Source organism: Amycolatopsis bullii (genome assembly GCF_014654205.1).
Classification (GTDB): Bacteria; Actinomycetota; Actinomycetes; order Mycobacteriales; family Pseudonocardiaceae; genus Amycolatopsis; species Amycolatopsis plumensis.
The window spans coordinates 115,838-127,904 of the sequence record NZ_BNAW01000017.1 but is presented as its reverse complement, the minus strand read 5'-3'; the positions used below and the strand labels follow the sequence as shown (position 1 = coordinate 127,904).

General features: G+C 70.9%; 11 protein-coding genes. 4 read left to right on the top strand and 7 right to left on the bottom strand.

From position 1 onward, the window contains the following. Positions 1 to 32: 32 nt before the first annotated feature. Both IE317_RS20785 and IE317_RS20780 read right to left on the bottom strand, forming a co-directional pair. Positions 33 to 2,045, bottom strand: coding sequence for an NADPH-dependent 2,4-dienoyl-CoA reductase (locus tag IE317_RS20785; protein WP_191312516.1), 2,013 nt, complete (start codon positions 2,043 to 2,045; stop codon positions 33 to 35). Next, positions 2,045 to 2,584, bottom strand: coding sequence for a PadR family transcriptional regulator (locus IE317_RS20780; protein ID WP_191312514.1), 540 nt, complete (start codon positions 2,582 to 2,584; stop codon positions 2,045 to 2,047). The genes IE317_RS20785 and IE317_RS20780 overlap by 1 nt, the downstream gene beginning before the upstream one ends. Positions 2,585 to 2,699: 115 nt before the next feature. Here IE317_RS20780 and IE317_RS20775 point away from each other — a divergent pair, with 115 nt between their 5' ends. Then, complete coding sequence (locus IE317_RS20775) at positions 2,700 to 3,638, top strand: patatin-like phospholipase family protein (protein WP_373309082.1); 939 nt, start codon at positions 2,700 to 2,702, stop codon at positions 3,636 to 3,638. Here the strand turns inward: IE317_RS20775 and IE317_RS20770 are convergent. Beyond that, positions 3,635 to 4,477 (bottom strand): SAM-dependent methyltransferase, encoded by an 843-nt coding sequence (locus IE317_RS20770; protein WP_191312510.1) that lies wholly within the window; start codon positions 4,475 to 4,477, stop codon positions 3,635 to 3,637. The genes IE317_RS20775 and IE317_RS20770 overlap by 4 nt on opposite strands. Positions 4,478 to 4,514: 37 nt before the next feature. Next, a complete protein-coding gene (locus IE317_RS20765; protein ID WP_191312508.1) occupies positions 4,515 to 4,964 on the bottom strand; it encodes a MarR family winged helix-turn-helix transcriptional regulator in 450 nt (149 codons plus the stop codon). A gap of 153 nt (positions 4,965 to 5,117) precedes the next feature. Here IE317_RS20765 and IE317_RS20760 point away from each other — a divergent pair, with 153 nt between their 5' ends. Together IE317_RS20760 and IE317_RS20755 are read left to right on the top strand one after the other, a co-directional pair. Further along, positions 5,118 to 6,080: an alpha/beta hydrolase gene (locus tag IE317_RS20760; protein WP_191312505.1), complete on the top strand. Its 963-nt coding sequence runs from the start codon at positions 5,118 to 5,120 to the stop codon at positions 6,078 to 6,080. Positions 6,081 to 6,224: 144 nt separating this feature from the next. Beyond that, complete coding sequence (locus IE317_RS20755) at positions 6,225 to 7,433, top strand: alpha/beta hydrolase (RefSeq protein WP_191312503.1); 1,209 nt, start codon at positions 6,225 to 6,227, stop codon at positions 7,431 to 7,433. A 9-nt stretch (positions 7,434 to 7,442) separates the two neighbouring features. Here IE317_RS20755 and IE317_RS20750 read toward each other — a convergent pair whose 3' ends face one another. Next, positions 7,443 to 8,303, bottom strand: a complete 861-nt coding sequence (locus IE317_RS20750; RefSeq protein WP_191312501.1) for a hypothetical protein — start codon at positions 8,301 to 8,303, stop codon at positions 7,443 to 7,445. Between the two features lie 190 nt (positions 8,304 to 8,493). Between IE317_RS20750 and IE317_RS20745 the strand changes: the two genes are divergently transcribed. After that, the gene (locus tag IE317_RS20745) at positions 8,494 to 9,246 is read left to right on the top strand and encodes a DUF4383 domain-containing protein (RefSeq protein WP_191312499.1); all 753 of its coding nucleotides are present in this window, start codon (positions 8,494 to 8,496) and stop codon (positions 9,244 to 9,246) included. Positions 9,247 to 9,260: 14 nt separating this feature from the next. Here IE317_RS20745 and IE317_RS20740 read toward each other — a convergent pair whose 3' ends face one another. Continuing rightward, complete coding sequence (locus tag IE317_RS20740; protein ID WP_191312497.1) at positions 9,261 to 10,265, bottom strand: SCO0930 family lipoprotein; 1,005 nt, start codon at positions 10,263 to 10,265, stop codon at positions 9,261 to 9,263. A gap of 247 nt (positions 10,266 to 10,512) precedes the next feature. Beyond that, complete coding sequence (locus tag IE317_RS20735) at positions 10,513 to 12,030, bottom strand: class-II fumarase/aspartase family protein (RefSeq protein WP_191312495.1); 1,518 nt, start codon at positions 12,028 to 12,030, stop codon at positions 10,513 to 10,515. Positions 12,031 to 12,067: the final 37 nt, after the last annotated feature.

Sequence of the window (12,067 nt, the reverse complement as noted above, 5' to 3'; positions counted from 1 at the left end):
GCCCATCCTGCCAGTGCGCGGCGCCTCGCGGGCTACAGCGCGGCGGCGAGCCGCGTCCCCTGGTCGATCGCCCGTTTCGCGTCGAGTTCGGCGGCCACGTCCGCTCCGCCGATCAGGTGCACCGGCAGCCCGGCCGCGCGGAGGTCGTCGGCGAGGTCCCGCACCGGCTCCTGGCCCGCGCAGACGACCACCGTGTCGACGTCGAGCACCCGCGGCTCGCCGTCGACGGTGATGTGCAGCCCGTCGTCGTCGATCCGCTCGTAGGTGACGCCGGTGAGCTGCTCGACGCGCTTGGCCTTGAGCGCGGCCCGGTGCACCCAGCCGGACGTCTTGCCGAGCCCAGCGCCGATGCCGGACTTCTTGCGCTGCAACAGGAACACCTGTCGCGGCGACGGCTCGGGTTGCGGCGTGCCGAGGCCGCCCGCCGCCTGTTCCGGGTCGGTGACACCCCATTCGGCCATCCACGCGGCCCGATCCAGCGCCGGAGACGCCGCGTGCGTGAGGAACTCGCTGACGTCGACCCCGATGCCGCCGGCCCCGATCACCGCTACCCGGCCGCCGACCGGCTTGCCGTGCTTGACGACGTCGACGTACGACAGCACCTTCGGGTGGTCGATCCCGGGCAGCGACGGCACCCGCGGGGCGACCCCGGTGGCCAGCACGACCTCGTCGAAGCCGGTCAGATCCGCGGCCCGCACGCGCGTTCCCAGGTGCAGCTTCACCCCGGTCACCTCGAGCCGCCGCTGGTAGTAGCGGATGGTTTCGGCGAATTCTTCCTTGCCGGGGATCTTCCGCGCGATGCCGAACTGGCCGCCGATCTCGTCGTCGGCTTCGAACAGTTCGACGCTGTGCCCGCGTTCGGCCAGTGCGGTCGCGGCCGAGAGGCCCGCCGGACCCGCGCCCACGACCGCAATGTGTTTCGACCGCCGCGTGGGCGACAGCGTCAACGTCGTCTCGTGGCCTGCGCGCGGATTCACCATGCAGGACACGAGCTTGCGCTTGAAGGCGTGATCGAGGCAGGCCTGGTTGCACGCGATGCAGGTGTTGATCTCGTCCTCGCGGCCGCTCTCGGCCTTCCGGATCCACTCGGGATCGGCGAGGAACGGCCGGGCCATCGACACGAGATCGGCGTCGCCGCTGTTCACGGCCTCCTCGGCGACCTGCGGCATGTTGATCCGGTTCGACGTGACGACCGGGATGCCCACGTGCGGCTTGAGCTTCCCGGTCACCCAGGTGAAGGCCGCGCGCGGCACCGACGTGACGATCGTCGGCACCCGGGCCTCGTGCCAGCCGATCCCGGTGTTGATGATCGTGGCGCCGGCGGCCTCGACCTCCTGGGCGAGCGCGACGACGTCTTCCCAGCGCTGGCCGCCCGCGACGAGGTCGAGCATCGAGAGCCGGTAGACGATGATGAAGTCGTCGCCGACCTTTTCCCTGGTGCGCTTGACGATCTCGACGGCGAACCGGCGGCGCTTCTCCGGCGTCCCGCCCCACGCGTCGGTGCGCTTGTTGGTGCGCTCGGCCAGGAACTGGTTGATCAGGTAGCCCTCGGAGCCCATGATCTCGACGCCGTCGTAACCCGCTTCGCGTGCGAGAGCGGCGCAGTCGGCGAAGGCGCGGATCTGCCGGCGCACGCCGTAGCCGGTCAGCGCGCGCGGCCGGAACGGGTTGATCGGCGCCTTGATGCTCGACGCCGAAACGCTCAGCGGGTGGTAGGCGTACCGGCCCGCGTGCAGGATCTGCAGCGCGATCTTGCCGCCTGCTTCGTGCACCGGTGCGGTGAGCTGCCGGTGTTCCTTCGCTTCCGCGGACGTCGTCAGCTTGGAGGCGAGCGGCAGCAGCCAGCCGGTGCGGTTCGGCGCGAACCCGCCGGTGACGATCAGCCCGACGCCACCGCGGGCGCGTTCGGCGTAGTACTCGGCCAGCGCGGGGAAGTGCGCGGCCTTGTCCTCGAGCCCGGTGTGCATCGAGCCCATCAGGACGCGGTTGCGCAGCGTCGTGAAGCCGAGGTCCAACGGCGAGAGCAGGTTCGGGTACGGGCTCATCAGGCGTCCTTGGGGTGGAGGGCGGCGAGGACTTCGTCGAACCACTCGACCTGGCCCTCTTCGACGCGGATGCCGCCGCGGAGGACCAGGTACTGGTGCAGGTTTTGGCCGGTCAACGCGGCCGGCGCGGGAAAGTCGCGCTTTTCGATCTGGCGGTAGACGTCGAGGCGTTCGGCGTGCTTCGCGCGGTGCCGGACGATCTCCGCGGCCACTTTCGCCGGGTCGCCGAAGGTCGCGCCGCGGATCTTCACGGCCAGCTCGACCGGCCCGGCGGACGGGTCGGGCTCGGCGAGCCAGCGGACGAGTTCGGCGCGGCCGCCGTCGCTGACCGTGTAGACCTTCTTGTCCGGGCGGCCCGACTGCGCGACGACGTCGACGGCGACCCAGCCGGCCTCTTCCATCCGCTTCAGCACGCGGTAGATCTGCTGGTGGGTGGCGCTCCAGAAGAGCCCGATCGACTTCTCGAACCGGCGCGTCAGCTCGTAGCCCGAACCGGCGCGCTCGGACAGCGAGACGAGGATCGCGTGCTCCAGTGCCATGCACCCAGTTTCATATGCACCCAGTTGCATGGCAAGGAGGTACCGGTCACTTTCACGTGAAAGTGCCCTTCGGGGTGGCGCAAAACGGGTCGACTAATCGATCGAAAAGACCAGGATGGGAGGAGTGCACCCGGTACTCGAACTGATCTCCGAACGGATGGCGGCGGGCAGTGTCCCGGGCGAACGCACGGACGGCCGGCGTCTCGCGCTCGCCATCGAGGGCGGCAGCAGCCGCGGCACGTACTCCAGCGGCATGGTGCTGGCCCTGGACGAACTCGGCGTGACACCGGCGTTCGACGCCGTCTACGGCTCGTCGGCGGGCGCGCTGAACGGCGCCTGGCTGCTCTGCGGCCGGTCCTCGACCGGCGTCCGGACGTGGTGGAACCCGGTCGTCATGCGCCGGATCATCAACCCGCTGCACACCCTGCGCGGCCGCGCGGTGATCGACCTCGAATACCTCGTCCACCAGGTCTATTCGGTCCTGGAGCCGATGGACTTCCCGGCGATCCTGGCCAACCCGGTCACCTTCCACCCGCTGGCCACCGACGCCGACACCGGCGAGTCCACCGACCTGCACCCCTTTCTGGCCGACGTCGACGCGATCAAGGTCGCGCTCGCCGCGTCCTCGTGCATGCCGGTGCTGGCCGGACCGCCGATCCCGATGGCCGGCCGCCGGTTCGTCGACGCCGGTGTGGCCGAGCCGATCCCGTACCGCACCGCTCTGGCGCAGAACGCCACGGACGTCCTGGTGCTGCGCACCCGCCGCGCCGACGAGTTGCCGGTGCGGCCGCCGCGGATGCACGACGTCGTGGTGCCGCGGTTCCTGCGCAGGCAGGCGCCCGGGGCGATCCCGGCCTGGCAGGACACCTACCGGCGGGACGTCGAGGACGAAGAGACGCTGGCGACCGACCCGCGCATCCTGAGCATCCGCCCGCCGGCCGGCGCGCCGGACGTGGCCGTGCTGGAGCGCGACCCGGAGGTCCTGCGCAAGGCCGTCGACCTGGGCAAAAGCGCCGTCCTCGACGTGCTGGACAGCCTGCGCGAAGCCTCTTAGGGCTTGCGCGCGACGCCGCCGATCACCCGCGACTCGGACGGCGAGCCGGCGAACACGGTGTGCTCGTCGGGGTGCCACGCCGGGGCGTAGACGAGGCCCGGCTCCAGCATCGGCCAGCCGCCGAAGAAGCGTTCGAACTCGGCCATCGTCCGCAGGAAACCCGGGTTCGTCGTGGTTTCGTAGTACTCGAGCAGGTCGAGCAGCGCCTGCCGCTCGTCTTCGTTCACCGGGTTCTCGTTGGTCATCTGCGAGAGCACCAGCAACGAGCCGGGGGCCACGCGTTCGCGGTAGAACTCGAGCAGCCGGTCCGGGTCCTGCTCGTCCTTGACGAAGTGCATGACCGCGTTGATCACCAGGGCGACCGGCTGCCGCGTGTCGATGATGTCCGACGCCTTGACCCGCTCCCAGAGGTCGTCCGGCTGCAGGAAGTCCGCGGCGATGGCGTGGTGGCGCTCGGGGTCGGCGGTGTCGGCGAGCAGCAGCGTCGAGTGGGCCAGCGCGATCGGCTCGTTGTCGATGTAGAGCACCCGCGTGTCGAGCTCGGGCCGAGCCTCGTCGGCGACCTCGTGCACGTTGCCCGCGGTCGGCAGGCCGGAGCCGACGTCGACGAACTGCCGGATGCCTTCCCGGACGCACTGCCGGACCGCGCGGCCCAGGAACTGCCGGCTCGTCAGGCAGTACTCGCCGATGAGCGGCAGCCGGGCGCGGACCTTCTCGGCGAAGTCGCGATCGATCGCGTAGTGGGTGTTCCCGCCGATGAAGTAGTCGTAGATCCGCGCGGCCGACGGCCGGTCGAGACTGCTTTCGACGGCCTTGAGCGCGTCGTCGTGGTTGATCATGGCCACCCCTTCGCGGCCCATGCTGCCACGGGAACGATCACGCCGGGGACAAGGCCTCCCGATAGGCGTTGACCGACTCCGTCAACCGGTCCAGTTCGGTGCGCATCCGGGCGAGTCCGGCTTCGTCCAGGTCCATCGCGGCGCCGATCACGTCCGGGATGCCGCGCGCCTTCTCGTGCAGCGCCTTCCCGTCTTCGGTGAGGCTGATGCGGACCGAACGCTCGTCGTCGGCCTGCCGGTTCCGGACCACCAGGCCCGCCGCCTGCAGCCGCTTGAGCAGGGGCGAGAGTGTGCCTGAATCGAGGTTCAGCTCGGCGCCGAGCTCCTTCACCAGGCGGTGGTCCTTTTCCCAGAGCGCCAGCATGACCAGGTACTGGGGGTAGGTCAGGTCGAGATCTTCCAGAACGACCCGGTACAGCGACGTCACCGCGCGCGACGCCGCGTACAGCCCGAAGCAGAGCTGATCGTCCAGCCGCAGCGATGCCATGGCGTCCTCCTTCTCTCGTACCCGTCGATGGTCCTCGCCATCCGCCTGGGCGGCAACTCAAGTGCGCTGCATCTCATTGTCATCAAATTAGTTGTGCACAACTTAGTCGCGAGCTACCTTCGTGGCATCAGCTTCCACCCCGAGGAGGACGAGATGACCGCCAACCCGCACAACCTGGCCCTCGAACCGGCCGCACAGGCGTTCGCGGAGGCCACCGACCAGCCGCCGTACCTGTTCCAGCTGCCGCCGGAGGAGGGCCGCAAGGCCGTCGACGGCGTCCAGGACGGCGAAATCGCCATGCCCGCCGCCGAGATCGAGGTGCTGACCGTCCCGGGCGGCCCGAACGGCGACGTCGAGACGCGGATCGTCCGCCCGGCCGGAGTTTCCGGCCCGCTGCCGGTGATCGTCTACATCCACGGCGCCGGCTGGGTGTTCGGTGACTTCCACACCCACGAGCGGCTGGTGCGCGAGCTGGCCGCCGGCGTCGGCGCGGCCGTCGTCTTCCCCGAGTACAGCCGCTCGCCCGAGGCGCGCTACCCGATCGCCATCGAGGAGAACTACGCGGTGGCGAAGTGGGTCGCCCAGCACGGCGCCGAGAAGGGCCTCGACACTTCGCGCATCGCGATCGCCGGCGACTCCGTCGGGGGGAACATGACCGCGGCGCTGACCATCCTGGCCAAGCAGCGCGGCGACGTCACCTTCAAGCAGCAGGTGCTCTTCTACCCGGTGACCGACGCTTCCTTCGACACCGCGTCGTACCACGAGTTCGCCGAGGGCTACTTCCTCGGCCGCGAGGGCATGAAGTGGTTCTGGGACCAGTACACGACGGATCCCGCGCAGCGCGCGGAAATCACGGCGTCGCCGCTGCGCGCGTCGCTCGACGAGCTCGCCGGGCTGCCGCCGGCCCTGGTGATCACCGGCGAAGCCGACGTGCTCCGCGACGAAGGTGAGGCGTACGCGGCGAAGCTGCGTCAGGCCGGTGTGCCCGTCACCGCCGTCCGGTACCAGGGGATCATCCACGATTTCGTGATGGTGAACGCGCTCCGCGAGACGCACGCCGCCGAGGCCGCGATCACCCAGGCCGTCACCGTGCTGTCGCGGGCTTTGGCGAAGTAGTTGAGAAAACGCTGAGCCCCACTGCACGTCCGGCCTATGACGGACCTCACAGATCGACAACGTGCAGTGGGGCTCAAACGTGATATTTACGCGACTCCCGCGATCCGGGCGCGCATCCCCGCCCGCCCGGAAGGACCGTCCCCCATGCACCTCAGCCGCATCCGGCTCGACTCGCCGATCACGATGAGCATCGTGGTCGCGGTCACGCTGCTGGCGATCATCGCCATCCCGTTGTTCTGGGAGCGGTGGAAGCGGAAACTGCTGTGGCGCAGCGTGACCATCCTCTGCGCGGTCGTCTCCATCGTCGTCACCACCGGCCTGGCCGGCAACATGATCGGCGGGTTCTTCCCCACGCTCGGTTCGCTGCTCGGCACCGGCGTCTACGCGGCCGACAGCATCGACGCCGAAACGAGCGCGAACGGCGAGAACCTCGAAGTCGTCCGCGAGGTGGGCGCGGCACACGCCAAGGAGGGCAAGGGAACCGTCGTCCACATGAAGGTGACCGGCCGGCGCACCCAGCTCACCCGCGACGTCACGGTGTACCTCCCGCCGCAGCACTTCGACCCGGCCTACAAGAACCTCCGGTTCCCGGCGATCGAGTGGATCCCGAACTACCCGTCCGGGCCCGAGGTCGTCACCGACGGGTACAAGCTGCCGGAACAGCTCGACGCGGCCATCGCCAAGCGCGTGCTGCCGCCGGTCGTGGTGCTCATGCCGGACCCCACCGGCGTCCCGAAGATCGGTCACGACACCGAGTGCGTCGACGAGGTCAACGGCACCGCGAACGACACGTACCTGACGGCGGACCTGCGCGAGTGGGCCCTGCAGAAGCTGGGCGTGGCCGCGGACCGGAAGGCCTGGACCTTCGCCGGCTGGTCCTCCGGCGGCTACTGCGCGATGAACCTGGTGACCCGCCACCCGCAGTGGTACGGCCAGGCCGTCAGCGTCAGCGGCTACGACCGCGCCCAGATGGACGCCGAGACCGAGGACCTCTACAAGGGCCGCCGCGACGTCGACGACGCCAACAACGTCGGCATCACCGTCCGCCTCCACCCGTCCCCGGTGGACATCCTCGCCATCTGGGGCGAGAACGAGAAGTTCGAGAGCGCGGCGGCCGAGCTGATCCGCACCGGCGTCCGGTCCCCGGTCCGGTTTTCGTCGTGGAAGGTCCCGGACGCGGGCCACAACATGAACACCTTCAAGTCGCAGATCCCCGAGATCCTCACCTGGATCGGCGCCCACACGACCTCGCCCGCCACGGTGGGCCGTCAGGTCGAGACCACCGGCGGGGTGCAGCCGTGGCCGCTGCCCCGGTCGGGCGCGGCGGGCGCGCTGGCGGACCTGGAGCAGTGACCCCGCGGCTCAGCGGAGCAGCGCCGAGACGATGTCCGTGACGCGCTTCGACCCGGTCGTGTAGTCGACCTTGGCGGGGTGCTCGGTCAGCACCACCACGATGAAGTGACCGACCACGCCCGAGGTGTGCAGCATCCGCGTCGGGCGGCAGCACGACCAGCCCTGCTTCACCATCCATTGCTGCCCGCCGGCGGCGTCCGGGATGCCGAAGTACTGCCGGAACCCGTCGGAGCCGCGCTCGGTCGCGTCGCCCAGCGCCTTCAGGATCGCGTTCACCTTGCGGTCCAGCAGGTACTGGTAGATCTTCACGACGTCGGCGGCGGTGATGCGCGTGTCGCCCCAGCGGCCGGCGTCCTCCGGCGGCCGGGTACCGGTGAGGCCCAGCTTCTTGGCCCAGCGCGTGACGATCGCCGGACCGCCGTAGGCCGACCAGAACCGGCTCGCGAGTTCGTCGTCGCTGCGGGCGAGCATCCGCTGCACGTCGGCCACCGGGCCGCCCTGGTCGAGCGCGGAAAGCGCGATCAGCAGCTTCACGACCGACGCGGAGGTGTAGCCGCGGTCCGCCCGCACGGACACGGTCGTCGCGGCGCGCTCCCGGTCGAACACGACGGCGCTGACGGTGCCTTCGCGCAGGATCTTGTCCAGCGCGTCGGCGGTCACCGGGGCGGAATCCACTTTGGGCGTGGGCGTCGCGGTCGCCGGTGCTTCGGGGGTCGGCGTGGGCGTCGGCGTCGCGGACGTCGTCGTGACGACTTCGGTGACCGCGATCGGCTGCGGCGCGGCGGCGGTGCTGTGCCTCGCCGTCACCACCACCGCGCCGATCGCCCCCAGGCACAGCCCCACCAGGAAGATGCCGCTCAGCTTGCGCATGCCCTGGATTGCCGGAAAGGCCGTGCGCTGTTCGCCGGAACGGGCCTGGTTGTGGGATAGCTCTCGATCCGGGCCCGATCCGGGAACGCTTCCGGGCCCTTCGGGCAAGCACCATCGTTTCGCTCACCGTGGTCGCGGGGTACCCCAGCGCGGTGACGGTCGTCACCACCCGCTGGGAAGGACTGGAGTCATGGTTCACGCGAAAGGCGCCCGCATCCGCGTCCGCGGCCTGCAGCCGGCGCAGGTGCTGGCCGGACTGGCCGGGATCGCGTTCCTCGTCGTCGGCATCATCGGATTTTCAAGGACCGGCTTCGGCAACTTCGCCGGGCACCACGACGCCGGGTTCTGGCGGTTCTCCGCCAACCCGCTGATGAGCCTGGTCCGCGTCGTGACCGGTGTCGTCGGCCTGCTGCTCGCGTTCGGCTCAGGCCGCGCGCGGACGTTCGGCTGGCTGCTGTTCATCGGCTACGGCCTGCTGTTCGTGTGGGGCCTGATGATCGACGGCCTCATTTCGACCAACCCGTTCGCCAACGCCGGCAACCCGATGGACCTCGAGCCCGCCGACACGTGGCTGCACCTCGGCGTCGCCGCGCTCGGCCTGCTGATCGCGGTGCTGCCGGCCCGCCGCACCATTCTGCTGCCCGAGGACGAGGAAGAGCCGGGCGTCGCCGAGCAGCGCACCGAGGTCATCGACCGCCCGGTTGCCGACCGTGGTGTCACCGACCGCCCGGTTGCCGACCGCGCTGTCGCCGACCGTGGTGTTGCCGACCGTGGTGTCACCGACCGCCCCGTTGCCGACCGCGCTGTCGCCGACCGTGGTGTTGCCGACCGCGCCGACGGGGTCACCGACGAGCCGCGCCGCCGGTCGTTCCTGCGTCGTGACCACAAGGGGCGAGGCCCGGAGGTCACTCGCGAAGAGCGTCCGCCGGGCCTCGCCCACTAGGAGGTTGGGGTGGTTCAGTAGGTGGTGCCCCCGGAACCGGAGGTGCTGGTGCCCGCACCGCTGTCGGCCGCAGGAGCCTGCTGCTGGCCGGCGGCGGTGTTCGGGTTGCTGCCGAGCTTGCAGCCGGCGGGCTCGATCACGAACCAGGTGCCGTTGACGCCCTGACCGTTCGCGTCGCCCGGCTTGGTGTCCTTCGAGAAGGTGTAGACGGGCCAGCCGCCGATGGTCACCTGCTCGCTGCCGTCCTGCCGCTTGATGCTGCCGAGCAGCTTCGAGTCGATGCCCTGCAGCTCGACCTTGCCGTTGGAGAGCACCGGCGGCCACGTCTTGGCGCAGTCACCGTTGCAGGCGGAAGCCTTCTTCTTCGTGTCCTTCTGGAACAGGTAGAGCGTCATCCCGTTCTGGTCGGTGATCGCCTCGCCGAGGCCGTCGATCTTGCTGGCGCTGAGCTTGACGCCACCGGCTTCGGAGCCGGCCGCCGCGGCCTGCCCGGCCTTCCCGCCCTTGGCGTTCGCCGCGTACCAGGCGCCACCGACGCCCTGGCCGGTCGCGTCGCCGGGCTTGGTGTCCTTGGCGTAGCGGTAGAGCGCCCACCCGCCGACGGTGATCTGCTCGGTCCCGTCGGACCGGGTCACCTTGCCGACCATGTTCTTGTCGACGCCCTGTACTTGGACGTCCCCGGTGGCCAGCATCGGCGGCCACGCCTTCGCGCAGTCACCGTCGCAGTTCGACTTCGGCGGCTTCGCGGTGTCCTTGTCGAACCGGTAGAGGGTCATGCCGTTCTGGTCGGTGAGCACCTGCCCGACATCGGCAACATCCGCGACGACCAGTTTGCTTTCGTTCGACGCCGGAGCGGCGTTGCCCACCTGGCCGTTGTTGGCGGCCTGGCCGCCCCCGGTGCCGCCCGCCGCCGCAGGAGCGACAACCGGCTGGGCAGTCTCGACACCCGAGCAAGCGGTGAGCACTGCCAGCCCGGCTGCCGCCGCGGCGACGGAGACGGCGATGCGCGTGCGAAGCATGGAAGTTCTCCTTGTGTCCGTTGGGGTTTCCCGCCGCTCGGTGCGGCTGCCTGATACCCACTACACGGACACTCGGCGAAGGCGGTTCAAAGAATTTTCGCGGGGATCGGCGACCGCCCGGGCCAGCAGAGACGGGGGACTCCTCCCTGGTTGCGCTCGCCAGGCATCGGCTCGCCTCAGCCAGCCGCGCTGGGGAGCTGCTCGCGACTTGCCCGAGCTCTCGGTCAGTCCCGCTGGAGCTCGGCCGCTAGTCCGAACCGCCCGGCTCGCCGCCGCCGAGGGCGCGGTCGACCAGGGCGCCCGCCGCGCCGGTGTAGCCGGCGGGGTCGAGCAGCTCGTCCAGCGCGGCCGGCGTCAGCACGTCGGTGACGGCGGGCAGCTCGTCCAGGACGTCCCGGAGCGGCCGGTCTTCGCGCACGGCCCGTCGGGACGCCTCGCCCAGCAGCTCCTTGGCCGTCGCCTTGCCGAGCAGCGGCGCCAGCACGGCGGAGAGCCGTTCGGAGACGATCAGCCCGTGCGTCGACGCCAGGTTCGCCCGCATCCGCCCGGGCTCCGCGCTGAGCCCGCGCGCCAGCTCGGCGGCGGTGTGCGCGGCGCCGCCGGTCAGCCGCAGGCACTCCCGGATCAGCTGCCACTCGGCGTGCCAGACCCCGGCCGACCGTTCGTCTTCGGCGAGCATCGCCTGGGTGACCCCCGCGGCCAGCACGGGAACCTGCAGCGCGGCCGACCGGATCAGCGTCGCGAGCACCGGGTTCCGCTTGTGCGGCATCGCCGAGGAGCCACCTCGTCCATCGGCGGCCGGTTCGGCGACTTCGCCCAGCTCGGTCCGGCTGAGCGTCTCGACGTCGACGGCCAGCTTCCCCAGCGCCCCGGCGGTGAACGCGAGCGCACCGGCGAGGTCCGCGACGGGCGTCCGCAGTGAGTGCCACGGAAGCACCGGAGCAGCCAGCCCGGTCTCCTCGGCGAACGCGGCGGTCAGCTGCTGCACGTAATCGCCGACGTCCGCGTCGCGGGTTGCCCCCGACCTGCCGGGGACCCCGGCGGGTGTGCCGGCATCGCCCCCGCCCCCGCCCCCGCCCCCGCCCCTGCCCCCGCCCCCGCCACCTCGGCCCGTCGCCGGCTCGTCGGCCAGGCGTGCGTACTCGACGTACGCCGCCAGCGTTCCGGCCGCGCCGCCCAGCGAGACCGGCAGGCCGCCGTCGAGCACGCGGCGGATGCGGACGGCCGCGTCCAACACCAGTTGCCGCCAGCCCGCGACCTTCAGCCCGAACGTCGTCGGCACCGCGTGGGCCGTCAGCGTCCGCCCGGCCATGGTCGTGTCCCGGTGCACACGGGCCAGCCCGGCCAGGGCCTCGGCGGTGGCGTCGAGGTCGGCGGCGAGCGGCCGCAGCGTCCGGTCGGCGACCAGCATCATCGCGGTGTCGAAGATGTCCTGGCTGGTCGAGCCGCGGTGCACGTACTCGGCGGCACCGGGCGCGAGCTCGCCGACGGCCGACGTCAGCGCCTTCACCAGGCCGACGACCGGGTTCGCGGTCGCCCGCGACCCACGCGCCAGCTCGGCGACGTCGATCCGCGCCTTGCCCGCGGCCTCCGTGATCGCCTCCGCGGCCTCCGGCGGCACCGTCCCGAGCCGGGCCTGCGCTCTGGCGAGGGCCGCTTCGGCGTCGAGCATCGCGCGCAACCAGGCCTCGTCTCCGGTCGAGGCTTCGGCCGGCGTACCGGCCCGCACCGGGGACAGGAGTCCGGAATCGGGGTCGACGGTCATGGCCTCAGCATCGCACGCGGCCCACCTCGGCGACGGC

Coding starts and splice junctions, on each gene's coding strand:
- IE317_RS20760 (WP_191312505.1), top strand. CDS start 5,118: ATGACCGCCAACCCGCACAACCTGGCCCTCGAACCGGCCGCACAGGCG.
- IE317_RS20785 (WP_191312516.1), bottom strand. CDS start 2,045: ATGAGCCCGTACCCGAACCTGCTCTCGCCGTTGGACCTCGGCTTCACG.
- IE317_RS20745 (WP_191312499.1), top strand. CDS start 8,494: ATGGTTCACGCGAAAGGCGCCCGCATCCGCGTCCGCGGCCTGCAGCCG.
- IE317_RS20780 (WP_191312514.1), bottom strand. CDS start 2,584: ATGGCACTGGAGCACGCGATCCTCGTCTCGCTGTCCGAGCGCGCCGGT.
- IE317_RS20740 (WP_191312497.1), bottom strand. CDS start 10,265: ATGCTTCGCACGCGCATCGCCGTCTCCGTCGCCGCGGCGGCAGCCGGG.
- IE317_RS20775 (WP_373309082.1), top strand. CDS start 2,700: ATGGGAGGAGTGCACCCGGTACTCGAACTGATCTCCGAACGGATGGCG.
- IE317_RS20770 (WP_191312510.1), bottom strand. CDS start 4,477: ATGATCAACCACGACGACGCGCTCAAGGCCGTCGAAAGCAGTCTCGAC.
- IE317_RS20755 (WP_191312503.1), top strand. CDS start 6,225: ATGCACCTCAGCCGCATCCGGCTCGACTCGCCGATCACGATGAGCATC.
- IE317_RS20735 (WP_191312495.1), bottom strand. CDS start 12,030: ATGACCGTCGACCCCGATTCCGGACTCCTGTCCCCGGTGCGGGCCGGT.
- IE317_RS20750 (WP_191312501.1), bottom strand. CDS start 8,303: ATGCGCAAGCTGAGCGGCATCTTCCTGGTGGGGCTGTGCCTGGGGGCG.
- IE317_RS20765 (WP_191312508.1), bottom strand. CDS start 4,964: ATGGCATCGCTGCGGCTGGACGATCAGCTCTGCTTCGGGCTGTACGCG.